Raw genomic sequence first — 21,083 nt, 5'->3', positions numbered from 1 at the left:
GGATTATTCACCTCTTCCATATAATTGATGTTGTTGAACATATTGATCCACACAATTTAATACTAAATCAGAGCGATCAAGATTTTCTCGATACTCCGTTGATGAAACATTCATTTTCTCAAATGAATCTAAAAGAATAAATTGGTGCTCAAATGTTTTAAATTGTCGATGGATAATTTCATCAACGTCAATGTCATCACGTCGAAAGACAATTAATTTATAGTTTTGAATGAGTTGTTCATATTGAACCCAATTCGGTAAATCTTCTAAATTATCAGCTCCAATGACAAACGCAATCTCTTCATTAGGATATTGACTCTTCACAAGCGTTAACGTCTCAAAGGTCGTTAGAACTTTCTTTGCCTCAACTTCTATGGTTGAAACAAAGGTATTCGTTAAATGCTCACAAACTAATTTTAACATGGCTACACGATGAACTGAAGAAATTAATCCTTTTTTAGGATAGCGATCACCAACTGGTAAAAAATAAAACTTATCACAATCAATTTGTTTTAAAATATGGTTTGCGATTTGATAATGCGCAATCGTTGGAGGATTAAAGGAACCACCAAAGATAACAATCATGCCAAAATCACTCCATTTCCTTTTCATTTGTAGTATGAGCTATGAGTCTATCATTTAATCTAAAATAGATAAAAAGAAAACAATCGCAAATGATTTGCAATTGTTTATTTATGACCTTAAATCATAGACACTAATTCAGTGACCATTTCTGAAGATTCTTTTGCTGCAACCGCTAAAAATTCATTAAATGAAATATGTGATTCTTTTCCTGCAATGTCTGATAACGCACGTACAATAATAAATGGTTTCTCATAATGATGACATACTTGTGCTACTGCAGCTGCTTCCATTTCGATTGCAACAACCGAAGGACAGTTCTTTTTAATTAATTCCATTTGATCTGGTCGATTGATAAATGAGTCTCCCGTTCCAATTTGTCCTAACCAGTATGTTTTATTTGCTTTCGTTAACACTTCTTCTGTTTTTCTCATTAAATCAGCATTTGGTTCATAAATCGCAGGCATTCCTGGTACTTGCCCATAGGCATAATTAAATCCAGTCACATCAACATCATGATATAATGTTCCGTTCGATACGACCACATCTCCAATATTTGCTTCTGGGTGTAATCCACCGGCTGATCCTGTATTAATCACACAATCAATCGCATAGTGTTCAAATAATAATGTCGTTGCAATGGCAACATTTACTTTACCAATTCCACTTTTTAATAAAACGACATCTTTTCCATTTAACTTTCCTTTTGTAAATTCAACGTGAGCAATTGTTTTAACTTCTTCAACTTCCATTGCTTCACGTAATAATGTTACTTCTTCCTCCATTGCGCCAATAATTGCAACTGTCATGATTCAGACCACCTTTTTTAATTAATTAATTTGAAAAAAGAGCTGCTTGTGGGCAGCTCAAAATTATTGAACATTTACAATAGCAACTGTTACAACACCTTTTGGTGTAGAGACCATTGCAGTCTCACCCTGACGTTTCCCCATTAAAGCTTGAGCAATTGGAGATTCGTTTGAGATTTTTGAGTCAAATGGGTTTGCCTCTGCACTACCTACGATTTTATAAGTTAATTCTTCATTTGTTTCATCATCACGGTAAGTTACAGTTGAACCGATGGTAATAACGTCACTTCCTTCATCTGATTCAATAACAACAGCATTTTTTAAAATGTATTGTAATTCTTGAATGCGCTCATAAACCATTGCTTGTTCTTCACGTGCTGCATCATATTCAGCATTTTCAGAAAGGTCCCCTTGTGCGCGAGCTTCTTGTAACTTAACTTTAATTTCTTCCATACGCACTTGCGTTAAGTGATCTAATTCATCTTGAAACTTTTTAATCCCTTCTAGGGTTAAATGTTGTTGTTTTTCTTTCATTAAAAATTCCTCCGAATCAATTGAAACCAATAAGATTGATAATTTCAACTATATATTATACATGAACTTAATCGTTTAGTAAACATTATGCCATTAATCCACTAAAAGTGAATGGTTCCTAATTCAGTACATCTTCTTTTAGTATTCCATTTTTAGGATAACTTATTCTATTTTTTAAAAATTATCAAAATTAAAAACGCTAAAGAGATAAAAAGTAAGGCAGCAAGCCTTACTTCAAGTCCTATATTTAGATTGATTACGCGTTTAAAATACTATTAATTTTTGTAATTAATAAATCCAGAGCAACGGTATTTGTTTTTCCATCCGGAACAATGATATCTGCATATTTTTTCGTTGGTTCAACAAACTCCTCATGCATTGGCTTTACTGATTCAATATATTGAGAGATGACTGAATCAATCGTACGACCACGCTCTGTTGTATCGCGAAGTAAACGGCGAATGAAGCGAATATCATCATCACTTTCAACGAAAATTTTAATATCTAATAATTCACGGATTTTCACATCTTCTAAGACGAATAATCCTTCAACAATAATAATTTTAGTTGGTTCAATTTTTTCTGTTTCTTCACTTCTTGTATGTTGTGTGTAATCATAAACTGGCTTCTCAATTGAATAACCTAACATTAATTTCTTTAAGTGTTTCACTAATAATTCATTATCCATTGATAACGGATGATCATAGTTTGTTTTCACGCGTTCTTCCATAGTCATATGACTTTGATCGTTGTAATAATCATCTTGTCGTAATAACGTAATCGTGCGATCTGAGAATGCATCATATAAAATACGAGACACACTCGATTTTCCAGAGGCTGTTCCACCAGCAACACCGATAATTAATGGTTTGTTCATATTTCTCTACCTCATTTTTAGCAATATTTTCAAAAAGATGTCGGGATGATTCCATGATCAAAGCATGGGGATTCAAACTTCTTTATCGTCTTCCAGCCTAGCTGGTTCGATTTCCAAATACGTAGTATACACTATCTTTCTACAAAATTCAACAACATTTCAATAAGAAAAAAGCCTCTCTTTTATCATGCCACTTTCCTCAAACTTCATTAAAAAACCATAGCGAAATTTCGCTATGGTTTTTTACTATTTCACGTGCTTACGCATCATATCATTTGGATATAACTTAAATGGAACTTTGAACTTTAAAACCTGTTTCGGATGACGAGCGACTTCTAATTCTTGTCCACGCTCATCAAACAATTCATCAATCGTCATGATTTGAGTCTCAATTTTTGGTCCAAAGAATTCAACCACTTCACCTTTACGGAAATGGTTACGTTGCTGTAACGTCACTTCCTGTGTGTCCTCGTTATAATCTAAGACTAACCCAATAAATTCTTGAGTTGGATGCTCGTCACGATTATTAAACATTTGCTCCTCATGTGATGGAATTCCTTCAAAGAATGCTGGCGCTGTTTCACGGTTCGCACATTTTGATAATTCCACTAAAAGATTTTCATTGAAGACAAAGTTATCTGGATCTTCACAATATAAATCAATTAATTTACGATACGTGCTAACAACAGTTGCCACGTAATGAATCGATTTCATACGTCCCTCAACTTTTAAACTATCGATTCCTAACTCAATCATTTCAGGAACTGATTGTAATAAGTTTAAGTCTTTTGGACTCATCGCAAATTTAATATCATCTTCACCAAATAAAGCTTTTGTTTCATCTTGATCTTGTTTCACTAAATCATATTCCCAACGACACGATTGGCAGCATCCTCCACGATTTGAATCACGCGCCGTCATATGATTTGATAACGTACAACGTCCTGAGTAGGCAATACACATGGCACCATGAACAAACGCCTCAATCTCAACATCTGTTTTCTCCATGATTTCTTTAATTTCTTCTTTTGTTGTTTCACGAGCTAATACAACACGATGTAATCCTTGTTGTTCCCAAAACTTAACTGCCATATAGTTCATTGTCGATTGTTGTGTACTTAAATGCACCTCAACATTTGGGGCACAACGTTTACATGTTTCAATGATTAATGGGTCCGCTACAATAATCCCAGCGACTCCAATTTCACCTAAGGCTGTTAAGTATTCTTCAAGGCCTTCCATGTTTTCATTATGGGCGATAATGTTTGTTGTAATATAAATTTTTGAACCATACTCTTTAGCAAACTCTACTCCTTCACGAATCTCGTCTAAAGAGAAGTTTTGTGCATTTGAGCGTAAACCAAACTCACGTCCACCGATAAAGACTGCATCGGCACCATACATAACCGCAATCTTTAATTTTTCAAGTGAACCTGCTGGGGCTAATAATTCTGGTTTTTTTACGATGATGCGTTTTCCATCAACGATTGCTGATACTGGTTTTCTTGCCATGACCCAGCACTCCTTCCTATCCTACTTATTTTTATAAATTGATGGTTTATAGAAGAATCCACGATCTAACAAACGGTGCTTCGGTTGAATTTCTTCCATTTTTTTATATAAGGCACGTCCAACTTGGTTATATTTTGCACGGTCCTCAATGCATAAATCAATCGCAAAACGATAAGCTTTCGTCGCATTGATTAAATAGTCGCTTGATTTTAAGATTCCATCAATACGAAGGCTATCCACGCCTGCATCAATGAAATCTGCCAAATCATCAATCATACACACATCACTTCCATTAAAGATATGTGTTCCTTGTTGGTCTTCAAAAACTGGGTAATATAATTGACGTTCAGAATCAAATAAGAGTAATCCTTCTTCACGAGATTGGATTTTTTCAACAACTTGTCCTTGGAATTTTAAATAGTTTCCTACTAAATTGCGACGTGATTGGAACATACAAATTGCACCATGGACTAAAATTTCCACTTCACCTTTCGCCTGTTCTTTTGTTTCAATCACAGGTTCTTTCATGATTTCTGGCGCTAATACCGTACGTAAAACACCACGATCATACCAGTAATTCACTGTGAAATAGTTCGTTCCAAGCGTCTCACTACTCCAATGTAAAGTCATGTCTGGTGCAACTTGTTTTGCGATCATGTAAGCTCCTGGATCAGAGAAACGAAGGGCATCAATCGGTAATGATTTAATTTCATCAATATATGTTTTTAAATCGTCTAGTAATCCATTAGGCATAATCGCATTAATGGCTACATATACTTTTTTATTATGTTTTTTAATTAACTCAACGGCTTGACGTAGTTCATCTCTGTTAAAATGACCAGCTAATCGTAAACCGAACTTTTCTTCACCGATAATAAAGGCATCGGCACCTGCTTCAATTAATGGTTCAATCTCATGTAAATCATGAGGAGTAACAACTAATTCGGGTTTTTTCATTTTATCAACTCACTTTATAATAATGACAATATAAAATTATAAACTACTTAAAAAATATTTGCACTTATTTTGACCTAAATTGTTAAAAATAATCGCTCGGTACTTCTCTCTTAGTTTATACAAAATTCAATTTTTTTATAAAATGGATCATTTTCAATCAAAAACCACCGCTAAAGTCTTAGCGATGGTGTCCTGTTTATTTAACTTTTTTCTTTAAACTAATCGCCACGCCATCTCCAATTGGAAGTAATAACGTGTCATAGTTTGGATGGTTAGCCAACCAATCATTATAACGATTAATTTTACGAACTAATTGTTTTAAGTTGCGGCTTTGTTTTTGATTATTATCAAAAATATGTCCATGGAAGATTAAGTTATCACTGATAATCATACCATCTTCTTTTAATAACGGCTCATATTTTTCAAAGAATTTTTGATATTGAGCTTTCGCTGCATCAATGAAAATGACATCATATTTTTGAATCGGTAACTCTTCATTGGCAATCTCAAGGGCATCGGCCTCAATTAACGTTACCTGCTCTTTAATGGTTGATCGTTCGTGATAAGCGATGGCTTCATTATAACGCTTTGGATCACGCTCGATACTCACGATGTGAGTATTTGGTAAATGTCTGGCCATCATTAAGGAAGAATACCCAATGGCTGTCCCAATTTCTAAAATGGATTGCGGTTGTTTAATGCGTAATAATTGAAGCATTAACTCAAGTCCTTGATCTTGAATAATAGGCACATCAAAGTCTTGTGCATATTGTTTCATTTCTAATGAGAGATCATCATGAATAATCGTTTTAAAACGACCCATTAACTCTAATAATTGTTCATTCATTTGTTTACCACCTTATTGTTACTTACAAACGCTCGCTCCTGCTTCATAAGATGGAAGCAAGTTCGCACGATAGAACGCCATATGTTCCTCATATGTTTCAAAGAAATGTGTTTTTCCATCGACACAGTTAAACATATCAGCAATAAAGTAAAGATATTTATGCTCTTCGGGCTGTAAAACTGCCTCAATGGCATCGAGTGTTGGACTACTTACAGGCCCAATTGGAATCCCTTGCGTCACGTAGGTATTATATGGAGAATCAACACGTGTCATTGCTTCTGTTACACGAACAGAATGATCACCTAATGCATATAACACGGTCATATCACTTTGTAAATACATGCCTGAATTGATACGATTAAAGAAAACCCCAGCGACAGTTGGCATTTCTTCTGTACGTTGAGTCTCTCCTTCCACAACAGACGCTAATGCCATGACTTGATGAATACTTAATGAACTTTTCTCAAATAAATCACGCAATGGATTTAACTTACGCTCAGTAAGATTTAATAACTCATGCGTTAATTCATCTACCGTATAAATATCATCAACAAAGGCATAGGTAATCGGGTAAATATACCCTTCTAGTGGATATTTAATGCCTTCCTGTAAAACATCCTCCGTTAAAAACCAATACTCATCAATTAAAGTTCTTACATAACTAGGATTTTTCCATTCCATTAATAAATCCTCAGCTGTCAATCCTACTAAGGGTGACATCACGGCTGCAATGTATTCTAAATCATAACCTTCTGGAATTGTCACTTTAACCATATCAGGTTCCATGACATCTCCCGTTTCAAACTTTTGATACATTTCTTCTAATGTTAACGATGGGGATAAGGCATATTCTCCGGCTTGAATATGAGACCAATCGTTTAGGCGGACAATTAAATCTGCCATTTTAGGATGTTTAATTAAACCAAGTTCAGCTAATTGTTGATTCACTCTCTTAGTCGTTGTTCCAGGTTCAATTTTATAATTCATTACCGTTTCATCCTGTGAATCAACGGGTTTTAAGGTTGAATCATATAAATAATATCCATACCCTCCTACTGCTATTACGATAAGTAGGATTAGTCCCATGATAAGACTTGCAATTTTCCTCATCTATCTTCACCTCTAAAATAAACAGTGCAAAAACGAACCCGTAGGTCCGCCCTTGCACTGTTGTTTATGAATTATTCTTCACCTTCAGCTTCTTCATCTGCTAAGAATGTATTGATCACTTCTTCGATCATATCCCACTCAGCATCTGTTTCAACTGGAAGTAATTCTCCACCTTCATTGTTATTGCTTGGAACGTAAGCAGAAACGTGTAAATCCACATTTCCATCTTCGTCTTCATGTTCAGCACCCGCTGGGTAATAAACAACATATGATTTATTATAATCATCTGAATCAAATGTGAATAAGATCTCACATAATAATTCATTTCCGTTTTCATCGATTACTGTTAATTGATTTTCATCTAACATAGTTAACACCTCTTACTGTAGTTTACACGAATGAACGTGCTTGGCTTGAATCTAAATAACTTTGCAAAATAATCGTTGCTGCCATTTTATCAACGACTTTTTTACGTTTATTACGGCTAACATCTGCTTGGATTAAAACGCGTTCCACTTGCATCGTGGTTAAACGTTCATCCCACAGAATGACCTTAACATTTGTCGCTTCTTCTAATTTCTTAGCGAAATCTTGCGTCACTTGACCGCGTTCTCCAATTGATCCATTCATGTTTTTTGGCAATCCTAAAACAATTTTTGAAACGTGCTGTGTTTTGACTAGTTGTTGAACGTGTTGAATTGCTTTTTTATAATGATTCTCTTCAAAACGGAACGTTTCGACTCCATGAGCCATCATTCCTAATGCATCACTGATTGCGATACCTAATGTACGTGTTCCTAAATCTAATCCGAGTGTTTTCATTTTTTCGACTCAATAAACTTTTCTAATAAAACTTCAATAATTTCATCACGTTCAATTTGTTGGATTTTATTGCGTGCCCCTTGATAGCTTGAAATATATGCTGGGTCTCCTGAAATCAAGTATCCAACGACTTGATTAATTGGGTTATATCCTTTTGTTTCTAATGCTTCGAAGACATCCGTTAAAATTAATTCAACTGTTTCATTTTGATTTAATTTATCTTGTAGGGCCTCGTCTAGCATCATAGTATGATTTGAGATCATGCAATTCACCACCCATAAATAGTCATTAACTTTATTTTACAATATTGTTAAAGGGATGAAAAGAATTATAAATTATTTTTTAACCATTCATCAACATTTTGAAGAGCTTCATTAATTTTGCTAGCGTCTTTTGCTCCGGCTTGGGCCATATCTGGACGTCCGCCTCCGCCTCCGCCACAAATACTTGCAACTTCTTTAACAATCTTACCAGCATGTACCCCTTGTTTCACGTAATCATTTGTTACACCACAAGAGATGGCTACTTTACCGTCTACTGCACTCGCTAAAACGATAACTGCTGACGTTAATTGTTGTTTGAATTCATCAATCATTTGACGTAAATGATTCATATCCACATCAACTAAGCTAGCTGTTAAGACAGTGAATCCATTCACTTCATGTGTATTATTGACAATTTCCTTCATTTTTAAATGCGATAATTTAGATTTTAATGATTCATTTTCGCGATGTGCTTCTTTTAATTCGTCTAACACACCCTCTACACGTTCTTCAAGTAAGGCTGGTTTTGTTTTTAATGTTTCAGCAACAGCTGCAAATCGGTTAATGAATGTATTCATATATTCAAAGGCTGCTTGACCTGTTACAGCTTCAATACGACGTGTTCCAGCTCCGATTCCTGATTCAGAAATAATTTTGAATAATCCGATTTCTGATGTGTTTGAAACATGGCATCCCCCACATAACTCAATACTGTATTCTCCAGCTTTAACTACGCGAACTGTATCTCCGTATTTTTCACTGAATAATGCCATAGCTCCCATTGTTTTTGCTTCTTCGATTGATTTTTCGAACACTTCAACAGGAAGTGATGCCCAGATTTTTTCATTGACAATGGTTTCAATGCGTTGTAACTCTTCAGGCGTTAATCCTTGCATATTTGTAAAGTCAAAACGTAAACGGTCAGCTGATACTAATGATCCTGCTTGGTTCGCATGCTCTCCAATAACATCTTTTAATGCTTGATGTAAAAGGTGAGTCGCTGTATGGTTTTTCGTTAAAGCTAAACGTGCATCGACAGTCACTTGTGACGTTACTGCATCATTTAACGATAATGTTCCATTAACATTAACTGTATGTAAATGTTGACCATTAGGAGCTTTAATCACATCTAAAACTTCTACCGTTGCGTTTGTTGTTGTCATTAATCCTGTATCTGCTACTTGTCCTCCGCTTTCAGCGTAGAATGGTGTGATATCTAAGATAACTTGTCCTTGACCCGTTAATGAATCAACCACTTCACCATCTTTTAATAATAAGATGACTTTTCCTGTTGTTGACAATTGCGTATATCCAACAAATGTTGATTCTTCCTTGAAGTTCATTAATGCTTCATTTTGTGATTGCATACTTGCGACATCTTCACGAGCATTACGAGCACGTTCACGTTGAGCTTCCATTTCCGCATCAAATCCAGCTTTATCCACTGTAAATCCTGATTCTTCAGCATATTCTAATGTTAACTCATATGGGAATCCATAGGTATCGTATAACATGAAGGCATCTTTACCATTGATTGTTTTTGTTTCACTCTTAGTCATTAATTCAGTTAAGATTTTTTCACCATCAGCTAATGTTTGACGGAAACGATCTTCTTCTGACTTGATAACTTTTTGAACTAATTCAACTTTATCGCAAACGTATGGATAATAATCTTTCATGATGTCTGCTACAACTGGAACTAATTCATACATAAATGCACGGTCAATTCCTAAGTTTTTACCGTAACGAACGGCACGACGTAATAAACGACGTAAGACGTATCCACGACCTTCATTTGATAATAAAGCTCCATCTGCAACAGCAAATGTAACAGTACGTACGTGGTCAGCGATGACTTTGAAGGCAACTCCTGTTTCTTCTGTATACTTCACTCCAGAAATTTCTTCAGTCTTTTTAATAATTGGCATGAATAAGTCTGTATCGAAGTTTGTTTCTACTCCTTGTAGGACACAAGCCATACGTTCTAGACCCATCCCAGTATCTATGTTTTGATTTGGAAGTAATGGATATTCACTACGTTCTAATCCTTCTTTAGAGTTAAATTGAGAGAATACGATGTTCCAAATTTCGATATAACGATCATTTTCAATATCTTCTTCTAATAAACGAATTCCGATATTTTCTGGGTCGTATTTTGTTCCACGATCAAAGAAGATTTCCGTGTTTGGTCCACATGGTCCTTCTCCAATTTCCCAGAAGTTATATTCTAATTTAACAATGTGATCAGGTTTAACCCCTAATTTAATCCATAAATCGTATGTTTCTTGGTCGTTTGGATAAATCGTTACGTATAATAAATCTTTATCGAATCCAAACCATTCTGGTGATGTTAATAATTCCCAACCCCAAGTAACAGCTTCTTCACGGAAGTAATCTCCGATTGAGAAGTTTCCTAACATTTCGAAGAACGTATGGTGACGAGCCGTCTTTCCTACATTTTCAATGTCATTCGTACGAATTGATTTTTGAGCATTTGTAATACGTGGATTGTTTGGAATTTCACGCCCATCAAAATATTTCTTTAAAGCAGCAACCCCACTGTTAATCCATAATAACGTTGGATCGTTTACTGGTACTAATGGTGCACCTGGTTCGATCATATGTCCTTTTGATTTAAAGAAATTTAAATACATTGATCGAATTTCTGAACCTGTCATGTATTTCATATTTTGTCACCTCTTTTGAAAAATGAGTATAAAAAAAGCCCTTACGAAATAAGGACGATTTGAACGCGGTACCACCTTAATTTTATTTTTTCGTTTGAAAAAATAACACTCGAAGGCAATAACGGCGCCAACCGATAGGTTTTACCTACACTCCAGAAGTAGCTTTCGAGTATTTTTCGTTAGGATTTATCTCAGCCTAGAAATCCCTCTCTGTGAAACTGCAAATCTCTACTTTCTTCTATCAACATTTTGTTATTCGACTCTATTTTATCGATTTTATCTCAGGGTTTCAAGCTTTTTTTTGGATTTCACCAAATAATTACGTGAAATCTGACTAAAATGAAGAAAAACTCTCCCACCAGGAGAGAGTTTTTTCTTAAAATGGCATCATATCATGAATACAATCTTGCCAACAATCCATTTGTCGGCGACATTTTCTCATTTGTCGCTGAAATTGTCTTCGATAATAGCGTGGATCATCATAATACATAAATGTTGCCACTAACGTAACAGCAAAGAATAAGAATAATACCATCTTCTTCATGTAGTTCACCTCACTTCAACATGATAGTCTTAGTTTGGGTGATTTCACTTTTTTTATGTCCGAATTCCGACAAAATTAGCAAATAACTATTCCTCCATAAAGTCGTATGGCGTTATCCCTTCCAATTGTTCTTCATCCAAATAATCAAATGGAATATGGTGCTCTTTAAAGTAATCAGCAAATGGATTTTCTTTTGGCACTTGTTCCTTCTGAAGATCAAAACGAAGTCTTAATGTCGTTTGACGTTCTTCGCCTTCATTTTTAACTCCTTTATCAAAGGCTAAATATTCACCAATGACAATCAATGATCTTTTAGCACGCGTAATTGCTGTATAAATGAGCTTTTTTTGAAGCATGACATGATAAGCATGCGTCATTGGTAAAATTACAATGGGATATTCTGATCCTTGTGATTTATGAACTGAGACACAGTAAGCGTGTGTTAAGTTTTGAAGATCACCTTTTTTATAGGTCACTTCTTTCGTATCAAAACAAGCAATCAGCTTTTCTTCTTTATCATCATTTTCATTTTTATAAGAAATACCAATGACTTCTCCTACATCACCATTCATCACTCCCGTTTCTGGTTGATTGGCTAACTGTAAGACTTTATCACCAATTCGAAAAATACGTTGACCAAACGTCATCTCACGCTTATTTTGTTCATCAGGTGGATTGAAAATTTCTTGTAACATGACATTTAAACTATCAATCCCACAATCACCTCGATACATCGGAACTAGAATCTGAACCTCATTAGCCGTATACCCTTTGGAAATGGCATTTTCAACAATTTGCTTTAAATAAACAGGAATCTGTTGGTGTGTCGCTTCAACATATAAACGGTCAGGCTTTTTCACTCGTAAATCATCTGGAAGATGATTATTTTTCACCGCATGAGCTAAGGAAATAATGGATGAGTCTTGTGCCTGACGATGAACGGTTAATAATCTCGTTAGGGGAATAGCCCCACTTTCAATTAAATCTTTCAATACCTGTCCCGGCCCAACCGACGGTAACTGATTATCATCACCAACTAAAATAACTTGTGCACCAGTTTTGATACTTTGAAAAAGCTGAAAAGCAAGTAGGGTATCAAGCATTGAACTTTCATCAATGATAATTAAGTCATAGTCAAGCTGAGAAAACTCATCATGCTGAAAAACACCATCTACGCCATAACCAAGTAAACGATGGATGGTTGAGGCCTTAAGTCCTGTCGTTTCTGTCATTCGTTTGGCAGCACGCCCAGTGGGGGCAGCTAAAGCAATTGGAAATGGCTTTTCAGAAGTAGCATATTTAGTGGGATCAAGTGAAAGGTGATGAAGTAAGCCGTAAGCTTTTAAAATCCCTTGAACAACGGTCGTTTTACCTGTTCCTGGTCCACCTGTAATGATACTAACTGGCTGTTTTAACGCCATTTTAATAGCCTCTTCTTGCTCAGGAGAATAAGTGATCGCCATTTCGTCCTTTAATTCGCTAATCGTATTTAAGACTTGCTCATCTTCTGCTTGAACTTCGGTTTGAAGCCTCATGATTGATTCAGCAATGCCCTTTTCACTATTCACAAGAAGCGGAATAAATAGAAAATCTCCTTCAATATAGATCTTTTTCTTTTGAATTAACGCTTGGATTTGACCTTCAATTTGAGCTAAGTCCAATAATTGATTCGACTTTTGATTTAAATATTGTAGAGCACTTTGAAGAAGCTGTTTATGATACACATACGTATGACCTTTTTGAATCGCAATTTGATCGATGACATAAAGTAAAGCTGCACGAATGCGTCTTGGGTCATCACTTGCAACCCCTAATCGTTTTGCCAGTTCATCAGCTTTAATAAAACCGATTCCCTCAATATCATCAATTAAACGATAAGGATTCTCTTGAATAATCTCAAGGGCCTGATACTGATATTTTTTAAAAATCTTCATGACTAATCGAGGGCTTAAATCGTAACCGTAAAGTGGTGCTAAAATTTGTTCCGTCCCTTGTTGATCAACTAACGTTGCATATAATTTATCGGCTAACTTCTTAGAAAGTTTCGGCACCTCATCTAACGCTTGACGATTTCTTAAAATGACATCAATCGCATTTTCTCCTAATGTCTCTACAATCTTTTCAGCTGTTTTTTGTCCAATTCCCTCAAAGATATCGCTACTCAAATAATGAACAAGTGACGATTTCCCACGAACCGTGACACTGTCATATGACGTCGCTTGAAATTGCCACCCGTATTTTGGATGTTGCGTCAAACTTCCATTAAAACGATACGTTTTATGAGACACTAATTTAGGAAAATAACCTGATACTGTAATTTTATGATGTTCTTCTTTATCATTTAACCCTAACGTATCAATCACTTTCTCATCCACGGATTTATATGCCAATTTTAGTTGTTCTTCGTTGCATTGGTACTCAGTCACTAAAACAGTTCCAATAGAGAAGCCATTGTCCTCATTAAAAAATATAGAATCTAAAAATATCCCTTGAATATAGTTGGCTTCTCCCATTAAATTCATCCTCTCTTAATACATGCGACGTTCTCCATCTTTAAAGGCTGCTTCGATACGTCCGCCACCTAAGCAAACGTCACCTAAATAAAAGACAGCTGCTTGCCCTGGTGTAACCGCGCGAACTGGATCTGACATACGAACCTTTAATGTCTCATCATCCATCCACTCTAATTCAACATTAACATCTGGTTGTCGGTAACGGAATTTCGCTGTACAAGTAAATGTTCCAGTAAATTTCTCACTTGGAATCCAGTTTACATTTGATACATGCGCTTCATCAGCATACACATACTCGTGATCAAACCCTTGACCAACATATAAAATGTTTTCTTTTAAGTTTTTCCCAATCACGAACCATGCATCACCTTTTCCACCAATTCCAAGACCTTTACGTTGACCAATCGTATAATACATTAATCCGATATGCTCACCCATGACTTCACCATCTAACGTTTGCATTTTTCCTGGTTGTGCTGGTAAGTAGTTTTGTAAGAATTGCGTAAAGTTACGCTCTCCAATGAAGCAAACCCCTGTTGAATCTTTCTTTTTCGCAGTTGCTAATTCCATCTTCTCTGCAATTTCACGAACTTCTGATTTTTGTAATTCACCAACCGGGAATAATGTTTTGCTTAATTGGGCTTGTGTCAACTGACTTAAGAAATAAGTTTGATCCTTATTATTATCTACGCCACGTAACATTTTCACTTCTTCCCCATGTTCAACACGCGCATAATGCCCCATAGCAATGTAGTCACACCCTAAATTCATGGCATAATCTAAGAAGGCTTTAAATTTAACTTCTTTATTACACATAATATCTGGATTTGGTGTACGTCCTGCTTTATATTCATCTAAGAAATACATAAACACACGATCCCAATATTCTTGAACAAAATCCACACGATGAAGTTTGATTCCTAATTGATCAGCAACAGCTTTGGCATCCATATAATCCACTTCTTGTGGACAAACATCATCATTCACGGTTGGATTTCCTAGAATATCTGAGTTAGCAGCGCTATCCCAATTTCGCATGAACACACCCTCTACATCGTAGCCTTGTTCTTTTAATAAGTAAGCAGCGACTGAAGAGTCCACACCACCTGACATCCCAACGATGACTTTTTTTCCTTTATTTAAACTCATTTATTGAACCTCCAATATTCTTATATATATATCTTTATCGTCTAACAGACGGCATCATTTTCAAGCAAGTTTACTATAGTATCGTGCATGGACATGATGTTCTATTCTTTATTATAAGCAAAAACGACTGGATAAGCAATGCTTGACGATTTTCGACCACTTTTAATCAAAAAAAAGACAGTTTAAACTGTCTTTTCTTTTTTTAACGTTTTCCTTTATCGTATGGCTCACCCGCAGCTTTTGGTCCAACAATGTTGCGACTAAAGATCATTAAGGCAACAAGTGTCATCACATATGGTAACGCATTATAGAATTCCATTGGAATTTCAAGTGATTTTAATGTATCGTTAATTAAAGCTAATTGTCCTAATGTCTTCATAAATCCGAAGAAGAATGAAGCAAATAAAACTGACCATGGATTCCATTTACCGAAGATTAAAGCGGCTAATGCTAAGAATCCAAGACCGGCTACTGATCCATTAAACTCATTCGATGTCGTAACAATAATAATTGCTCCTCCAAGACCGGCTAAGAATCCTGAAGCTAATACACCAATGTAACGCATTTTATAAACATTGATTCCCATTGAATCAGCTGCTTGAGGATGCTCCCCACAAGCACGTAAACGTAAACCAAATGATGTTTTAAAAACAATATACCATGTTAAGATAACTAATCCTAAAACGATGAATGTTGTTAAATACATTTTACTAAAGAATAATGGCCCAATGACAGGAATATTAGATAAAACTGGGGCATCAAAGCGAGAAACACCTTTAACGATACTAATATTTTGTGATCCTGTTAACGTACGAGCTAAGAAGATTGTTACAGCAGGTGCTAATAAGTTAATCGCTGTTCCTGAAATAACTTGATCGGCCTTTAAATTAATACTTGCATAGGCATGAAGTAATGAGAAGGCACAACCGGCCACACCTCCTAATAAAATCCCGATCCAAATAATCGAATCATTTCCAGCATAAAATTGATTAATAAATAAGGCTGTTGTAAAGCTTCCGACAATCATTAATCCTTCAAGACCAATGTTGACAACCCCACTACGCTCACTAAATAAACCGCCTAATGCCGTCACTAACATAGGTGCTGTGAAGGCTAAGGCATAAGGCATCATTGAAACAATAAAATCCCACATTATTTCGCACCTCCATCTTTTTTCTTAGGAGCTACTTTTTTAAAGAAGCTTTGGATTAATAAAGCAATTGCTGAGAAGTAAATAATTGTTGAAATAATAATATCAATTAATTCACTTGGGATATTTGACATGGCTTGCATGAATGCTCCCCCAACCTTCATAAATCCAAATAACGCTGCTGATAAGAACACTCCGATTGGTGTATTTAAACCAAGTAATGCAACGGCAATTCCATCAAAACCTTGTGCTGGTAAAACCCCAACCTTAATATGGTTCGTATATCCTACATAGAATGTTGCTCCTGCAAGACCTGCTAATACACCGGCAATAATCATTGAAAGAATAATATTACGTGTTACTTTCATCCCTGCATATTGAGCGGCATCTTGATTATATCCAACAGCTTTTAGTTCATAACCAAATGTTGTTTTCTCTAAAATAAACCAAACAACAAAACATGCAATAATGGCAAGAATTAACCCTAAGTTAACCGCTGACCCACTAAAGAATGAAGTCATCCATTCTGTTTTTAATGACGCCGTTTCTAAAATAGTCGCTGACTCAGTTGAATACTTACCAGGAATTAATACTTTAACCGCGTATTGTACACCCCAAAGCGCAATATAGTTCATCATGATTGAAGTAACAACCTCATGAATTTTAAACTTTGCTTTTAAAAGACCTGGAACAATCGCCCAAACCCCACCAGCAATCATCGCACCAATCACCGCGACCGGTAAGTGAATAAAACGTGGTAAATCAAGAGTTGCCCCTAAATAGACCGCCATAAATCCACCGACTAACATTTGACCTGTGACCCCGATATTAAATAAGCCTGTTCTAAAGGCAAATGCTACAGAAAGACCTGTTAAAACCAATGGTGTCATTTGTAATAACCCATTACCAAATTGTTTAAAGTTTCCTGATAAAATCCCTTTAAATCCACCTTGGAATAAATAAGTGAATCCTTCAACTGGATTATATCCTAATAGGAATAAAACAACAAATCCAACCATAAATCCAAGAACTACTGAAGCAAAAGGTGATAATTTCTTTTGAACAGCATCATCTGATAAATTAAACTTAAATTTCTTCATTACTGCTCACCTCTTTCGCGACCGGCACCAGCCATTAACAATCCAATTTCTTGTTCATTCGTTTTAGCTGTTTCAAGGATTCCAACAATCTCTCCTTCATAAATAACAGCAATACGGTCTGAAACATTTAAAATCTCATCTAATTCTAAGGAAATTAATAAGACTCCACGACCTTTATCGCGTTCTGCAATTAATTCACGATGAACATATTCAATCGCACCAACATCAAGTCCACGTGTTGGTTGAGCAGCAATTAATAATTTTGGTGAACGAACAACTTCACGACCGATAATCGCCTTTTGTTGATTACCACCAGACATACTACGTGTTGTAGTGATACTTCCTTGACCACTGCGAACATCAAAACGTTCGATTAATGTTTCTGATTGCTCACGAATCGCCTTACGGTTTAAAACTCCACCTTTACTGAATGGTTGTTGATAGTATGTTTGTAAAATGAAGTTATCTTCTAATGAATACTCTAAGACTAATCCATGTTTATGACGATCTTCTGGAATATGACCGATTCCTGCTTCTGTACGCTGACGAACTGACATTTTACTAATATCTTTACCATTTAATTTAACTACTCCGCTATCTGCTGGTTTTAATCCTGTAATAGCTTCAATTAATTCGGTTTGCCCATTTCCTTCAATTCCAGCAACCCCTAAGATTTCACCTTCACGCAATGTTAATGATAAATTCTTAAGCGCCTCAACACCGCGAGCATTTTTCACACATAAATTTTCAACTTCAAGAATTGGAGCCCCTACTTTAGCTTCTTCTTTGTCTAATTTAAATGTAACTTTACGTCCAACCATTAAATCAGCTAAATCTTGTTCTGATACTTCATCAACGACAACCGTTCCAATTCCCTTACCTTTACGGATAATCGTACAATGTTTAGCAACAGCTTTAATTTCTTTTAATTTATGGGTGATAATAATGATTGATTTTCCTTCAGCTGTTAATTGCTTCATGATTTGCATTAAATGCTCAATTTCTTGAGGTGTTAAAACAGCTGTTGGCTCATCGAAAATTAAAATTTCAGCATCACGATATAACATTTTTAAGATTTCAACACGTTGCTGCATCCCAACTGAGATATCCTCAATTTTCGCATATGGATCAACGTGCAGGTTGTAACGATCTGATAATTCAGCGACGCGTTTTGCGGCCTTTTTAATATCAACGCGACCTCCAAATAGTTTGGGTTCACTTCCTAAAATGATATTTTCAGTAACAGTAAAGTTGTGAACTAATTTAAAGTGTTGGTGCACCATCCCAATTCCAAGTTCCGTTGCAACGTTCGGATCGGTAATTTTCACTTCTTTCCCGCGAACCTTGATGCATCCACCATCTGGTTTATAAAGCCCGAATAATACACTCATTAACGTCGACTTTCCAGCACCATTTTCTCCTAAAAGGGCATGAATTTCTCCTGGCTCGACTTGCAACGTAATATTATCGTTGGCTTTAATCCCTGGAAACTCTTTTGTAATATTGAGCATCTCAATAACGTATTCCATAGCGTTACCCCTTTCTACAATTAGTGTAATGTCCTCTGTACCTTTTTGATTCTTCATTTAATTTCGGGATTTTCGAATCGTTTTGCTGTTAGAGTTTAATAATTTTTAGAACTATAGACGACTTTTCAAACTAGTGCCTATTCCTATCTATTATAGGATATTCCGAGCTCCATAATCAACAAAAAATATCGAAATTTGTAAAAAGTTATGTAATTTTTGAATATTCTTTCAAAAATCATTACTTTTGTCATAAAAAAAGTACACGAACATGAGTCCGCGTACTTTTATCCTCTTTAATCAATGATTAGTTTCCTGATAAATTAAGATGACTTGCATCAAATCCTAAGTCTTCTAACATTGCTGTCACTTCATCTAATTCAGTTGGAACTACAATTGTTCCATTTTTAATTAATTCGAATGCTTCATCAGCTGCTTGTTGTGTCGCTTCAGATAAGTTTGGATTTTCAGCTGGTAATCCTACTCCATCATTTTTAGCATCCATTGTGATTACTTGCCCACCAGTAAATGTTCCATTTACTAATTCATCAATTTTATCATATGCTGCATTATCAATACGTTTAATCGCTGATGTTAAAATAACTGAACTTCCATCAGAAATGATTCCATCTTCATATTGGTCAACGTCTACACCAATGACGTAAACATCATCTCCAGCTTCAGCACGTACTTTACCTTCTGCAATAACACCGTTTCCAACTCCACCTGCTGCTACGAAGATGATATCGATTCCTTTATCATACATTCCACCAGCTTGAGCTTGTCCACCTGAAACATCACTGAATGTTCCATTATATAAATAGTCTGCCACTTCAACATTTGTTCCTAAATTTGCATTAGCATATGCAACCCCTGTTACAAATCCGTATCCGAATTTTTGCACGGCTGGAATAACCATTCCACCGATGAATCCAACTTTACCTGTTTTTGTTTCAAGAGCTGCCGCAATTCCTGCTAAGAATCCAGCTTCTTGCTCAGCAAAGTAAATTGCAACTGAATTTTCAGCTACTCCACCTTCAGGTTCTCCATCAAGAATCACAAATTTTGTTTCTGGATTTTCTCCTTGTAATTTTCCAATCGCTTCTTTAAATTTAAATCCTGGTGCAATAATCATTTCATTTCCTGCTGTTAATAAGTTACTAGCAGCTTCTAAATAATCTTGAGTTGCTTCTCCACCTGGCTTAATATATTGCGCTTCAATCGTTCCATTTTCTGATTCGTAACGTTTAATCCCTTCCCAAGTTCCTTGGTTAAATGACTTATCATCAATTGTTCCTGAATCTGTCATCATTCCGACTTTAATTTTGGCTTCTCCGTTTGTTGTTGTTCCTTTGTCACCCTCACCTGTTCCACAAGCTACTAATCCTAAACTTGCAGCTAAGGCAATCGTTAACATTGAAAATTTCTTTTTCATATTTATATGGCCTCCTCATAATCAATACAGCAATAGTGTAACAAATTTCATAAATTATGTAAATCTTTATTCGTCATTTTTTTACTTTTTTCATATTTTTTTCCTCATTTATTGCTTTTTTCTGTATTAAATTACATTTTATACCTTATAGTAACTAAACTATAATTTTAACGATGACCTAATCTCCTTTGATTTACCGTCATTCATATAAAATCGCCATCGTAGTTTCGTACTATCACTCCCTTTGATTTGCAACTCAATTGATCTTCAACTTTTGTCGATTAAAAAACTCAAATTCAAGCATTCCTACACTTTTATATTTTTCATTCGTGTTTCACCCAAATATAGTCAGAAAAAGCTTGATTTATTTGAACTTGATTTACATGATAAGCTCTATACTAGAACTACTTTTTGAATAGCATTTTTTAAGTGTCTACATTGATTTTTTGAGCTCTATTAAACAAAACTGTTGTTATCAACTCTTTTTCTACTTGAAAGAGATAGACTCTTTAAAAACGATATTCAATAACCATTTATATCAAACGATTCGTCATCAACAAGATGGTCTAATATAGCTATTTTTTTCGACAACTTTTTTATCCGAAAGAAATCCCACCTAAGAAGTCATTTAAGACTTTTAAACGTTTGTTTATTTCTTTTGATGAA

19 protein-coding genes and 1 other annotated feature are annotated in these 21,083 nt (G+C 35.5%); all 19 genes read right to left on the bottom strand.

Translation table 11 applies throughout. The annotated features are described in order from the left end of the window. Positions 1–3: 3 nt before the first annotated feature. Complete coding sequence (gene nadD / locus NEH75_RS11070; protein WP_055304717.1) at positions 4–585, bottom strand: nicotinate (nicotinamide) nucleotide adenylyltransferase; 582 nt, start codon at positions 583–585, stop codon at positions 4–6. Between the two features lie 116 nt (positions 586–701). Continuing rightward, positions 702–1,391, bottom strand: coding sequence for a 5'-methylthioadenosine/S-adenosylhomocysteine nucleosidase (gene mtnN, locus NEH75_RS11065; RefSeq protein ID WP_055276510.1), 690 nt, complete (start codon positions 1,389–1,391; stop codon positions 702–704). Positions 1,392–1,454: 63 nt separating this feature from the next. Further along, a complete protein-coding gene (greA, locus tag NEH75_RS11060; protein WP_055243221.1) occupies positions 1,455–1,925 on the bottom strand; it encodes a transcription elongation factor GreA in 471 nt (156 codons plus the stop codon). 256 nt (positions 1,926–2,181) lie between these two features. Further along, positions 2,182–2,802 carry a uridine kinase gene (gene udk / locus NEH75_RS11055; RefSeq protein ID WP_055243222.1) on the bottom strand — a complete coding sequence of 207 codons (621 nt, stop codon included), beginning with the start codon at positions 2,800–2,802 and terminating at the stop codon, positions 2,182–2,184. 246 nt (positions 2,803–3,048) lie between these two features. Further along, positions 3,049–4,314 carry a peptidase U32 family protein gene (locus NEH75_RS11050; protein ID WP_055243223.1) on the bottom strand — a complete coding sequence of 422 codons (1,266 nt, stop codon included), beginning with the start codon at positions 4,312–4,314 and terminating at the stop codon, positions 3,049–3,051. A 21-nt stretch (positions 4,315–4,335) separates the two neighbouring features. After that, on the bottom strand, positions 4,336–5,271 hold the full coding sequence (locus NEH75_RS11045; protein ID WP_055304715.1) for a peptidase U32 family protein: 936 nt from the start codon (positions 5,269–5,271) through the stop codon (positions 4,336–4,338). A 196-nt stretch (positions 5,272–5,467) separates the two neighbouring features. After that, positions 5,468–6,118 carry an O-methyltransferase gene (locus NEH75_RS11040; RefSeq protein WP_055304713.1) on the bottom strand — a complete coding sequence of 217 codons (651 nt, stop codon included), beginning with the start codon at positions 6,116–6,118 and terminating at the stop codon, positions 5,468–5,470. A gap of 18 nt (positions 6,119–6,136) precedes the next feature. Continuing rightward, positions 6,137–7,228, bottom strand: a complete 1,092-nt coding sequence (mltG, locus tag NEH75_RS11035) for an endolytic transglycosylase MltG (RefSeq protein ID WP_055304711.1) — start codon at positions 7,226–7,228, stop codon at positions 6,137–6,139. Positions 7,229–7,299: 71 nt separating this feature from the next. Continuing rightward, complete coding sequence (locus tag NEH75_RS11030) at positions 7,300–7,596, bottom strand: DUF1292 domain-containing protein (protein ID WP_055276518.1); 297 nt, start codon at positions 7,594–7,596, stop codon at positions 7,300–7,302. 22 nt (positions 7,597–7,618) lie between these two features. Continuing rightward, the gene (gene ruvX / locus NEH75_RS11025; protein WP_055243228.1) at positions 7,619–8,050 is read right to left on the bottom strand and encodes a Holliday junction resolvase RuvX; all 432 of its coding nucleotides are present in this window, start codon (positions 8,048–8,050) and stop codon (positions 7,619–7,621) included. Beyond that, positions 8,047–8,295 carry an IreB family regulatory phosphoprotein gene (locus NEH75_RS11020; RefSeq protein WP_411039971.1) on the bottom strand — a complete coding sequence of 83 codons (249 nt, stop codon included), beginning with the start codon at positions 8,293–8,295 and terminating at the stop codon, positions 8,047–8,049. The genes ruvX and NEH75_RS11020 overlap by 4 nt, the downstream gene beginning before the upstream one ends. 83 nt (positions 8,296–8,378) lie before the next feature. Further along, the gene (alaS, locus tag NEH75_RS11015; RefSeq protein ID WP_055276522.1) at positions 8,379–11,000 is read right to left on the bottom strand and encodes an alanine--tRNA ligase; all 2,622 of its coding nucleotides are present in this window, start codon (positions 10,998–11,000) and stop codon (positions 8,379–8,381) included. A gap of 47 nt (positions 11,001–11,047) precedes the next feature. Further along, positions 11,048–11,254 (bottom strand) — a binding site (T-box leader). A 122-nt stretch (positions 11,255–11,376) separates the two neighbouring features. Beyond that, on the bottom strand, positions 11,377–11,544 hold the full coding sequence (locus NEH75_RS11010) for a hypothetical protein (RefSeq protein WP_172676250.1): 168 nt from the start codon (positions 11,542–11,544) through the stop codon (positions 11,377–11,379). Positions 11,545–11,630: 86 nt separating this feature from the next. Continuing rightward, a complete protein-coding gene (locus NEH75_RS11005; RefSeq protein WP_055276524.1) occupies positions 11,631–14,057 on the bottom strand; it encodes an ATP-dependent RecD-like DNA helicase in 2,427 nt (808 codons plus the stop codon). Between the two features lie 15 nt (positions 14,058–14,072). Continuing rightward, positions 14,073–15,206 carry a tRNA 2-thiouridine(34) synthase MnmA gene (gene mnmA / locus NEH75_RS11000; protein ID WP_055276526.1) on the bottom strand — a complete coding sequence of 378 codons (1,134 nt, stop codon included), beginning with the start codon at positions 15,204–15,206 and terminating at the stop codon, positions 14,073–14,075. A 202-nt stretch (positions 15,207–15,408) separates the two neighbouring features. Next, positions 15,409–16,359 carry an ABC transporter permease gene (locus tag NEH75_RS10995; RefSeq protein WP_055243233.1) on the bottom strand — a complete coding sequence of 317 codons (951 nt, stop codon included), beginning with the start codon at positions 16,357–16,359 and terminating at the stop codon, positions 15,409–15,411. Beyond that, positions 16,359–17,456, bottom strand: coding sequence for an ABC transporter permease (locus NEH75_RS10990; RefSeq protein WP_055276527.1), 1,098 nt, complete (start codon positions 17,454–17,456; stop codon positions 16,359–16,361). The genes NEH75_RS10995 and NEH75_RS10990 overlap by 1 nt, the downstream gene beginning before the upstream one ends. Further along, the gene (locus NEH75_RS10985) at positions 17,456–18,985 is read right to left on the bottom strand and encodes an ABC transporter ATP-binding protein (RefSeq protein WP_055276529.1); all 1,530 of its coding nucleotides are present in this window, start codon (positions 18,983–18,985) and stop codon (positions 17,456–17,458) included. Before NEH75_RS10985 ends, NEH75_RS10990 begins: the two co-directional genes overlap by 1 nt. Positions 18,986–19,289: 304 nt before the next feature. Next, on the bottom strand, positions 19,290–20,417 hold the full coding sequence (locus NEH75_RS10980) for a BMP family protein (RefSeq protein WP_262948881.1): 1,128 nt from the start codon (positions 20,415–20,417) through the stop codon (positions 19,290–19,292). Positions 20,418–21,083 lie beyond the last annotated feature (666 nt).

The organism is Turicibacter sp. T129, from assembly GCF_025594975.1.
Taxonomy (GTDB): domain Bacteria; phylum Bacillota_I; class Bacilli_A; order MOL361; family Turicibacteraceae; genus Turicibacter; species Turicibacter bilis.
The sequence above is the reverse complement of the archived record's forward strand: the minus strand, read 5'-3'. Positions and strand labels throughout refer to the sequence as shown.

Excerpts from the sequence above, each read along its gene's own strand:
- nadD (WP_055304717.1), bottom strand. The coding sequence starts at position 585 with ATGATTGTTATCTTTGGTGGTTCCTTTAATCCTCCAACGATTGCGCAT.
- mtnN (WP_055276510.1), bottom strand. The coding sequence starts at position 1,391 with ATGACAGTTGCAATTATTGGCGCAATGGAGGAAGAAGTAACATTATTA.
- greA (WP_055243221.1), bottom strand. The coding sequence starts at position 1,925 with ATGAAAGAAAAACAACAACATTTAACCCTAGAAGGGATTAAAAAGTTT.
- udk (WP_055243222.1), bottom strand. The coding sequence starts at position 2,802 with ATGAACAAACCATTAATTATCGGTGTTGCTGGTGGAACAGCCTCTGGA.
- NEH75_RS11050 (WP_055243223.1), bottom strand. The coding sequence starts at position 4,314 with ATGGCAAGAAAACCAGTATCAGCAATCGTTGATGGAAAACGCATCATC.
- NEH75_RS11045 (WP_055304715.1), bottom strand. The coding sequence starts at position 5,271 with ATGAAAAAACCCGAATTAGTTGTTACTCCTCATGATTTACATGAGATT.
- NEH75_RS11040 (WP_055304713.1), bottom strand. The coding sequence starts at position 6,118 with ATGAATGAACAATTATTAGAGTTAATGGGTCGTTTTAAAACGATTATT.
- mltG (WP_055304711.1), bottom strand. The coding sequence starts at position 7,228 with ATGAGGAAAATTGCAAGTCTTATCATGGGACTAATCCTACTTATCGTA.
- NEH75_RS11030 (WP_055276518.1), bottom strand. The coding sequence starts at position 7,596 with ATGTTAGATGAAAATCAATTAACAGTAATCGATGAAAACGGAAATGAA.
- ruvX (WP_055243228.1), bottom strand. The coding sequence starts at position 8,050 with ATGAAAACACTCGGATTAGATTTAGGAACACGTACATTAGGTATCGCA.
- NEH75_RS11020 (WP_411039971.1), bottom strand. The coding sequence starts at position 8,295 with ATGATGCTAGACGAGGCCCTACAAGATAAATTAAATCAAAATGAAACA.
- alaS (WP_055276522.1), bottom strand. The coding sequence starts at position 11,000 with ATGAAATACATGACAGGTTCAGAAATTCGATCAATGTATTTAAATTTC.
- NEH75_RS11010 (WP_172676250.1), bottom strand. The coding sequence starts at position 11,544 with ATGAAGAAGATGGTATTATTCTTATTCTTTGCTGTTACGTTAGTGGCA.
- NEH75_RS11005 (WP_055276524.1), bottom strand. The coding sequence starts at position 14,057 with ATGGGAGAAGCCAACTATATTCAAGGGATATTTTTAGATTCTATATTT.
- mnmA (WP_055276526.1), bottom strand. The coding sequence starts at position 15,206 with ATGAGTTTAAATAAAGGAAAAAAAGTCATCGTTGGGATGTCAGGTGGT.
- NEH75_RS10995 (WP_055243233.1), bottom strand. The coding sequence starts at position 16,359 with ATGTGGGATTTTATTGTTTCAATGATGCCTTATGCCTTAGCCTTCACA.
- NEH75_RS10990 (WP_055276527.1), bottom strand. The coding sequence starts at position 17,456 with ATGAAGAAATTTAAGTTTAATTTATCAGATGATGCTGTTCAAAAGAAA.
- NEH75_RS10985 (WP_055276529.1), bottom strand. The coding sequence starts at position 18,985 with ATGGAATACGTTATTGAGATGCTCAATATTACAAAAGAGTTTCCAGGG.
- NEH75_RS10980 (WP_262948881.1), bottom strand. The coding sequence starts at position 20,417 with ATGAAAAAGAAATTTTCAATGTTAACGATTGCCTTAGCTGCAAGTTTA.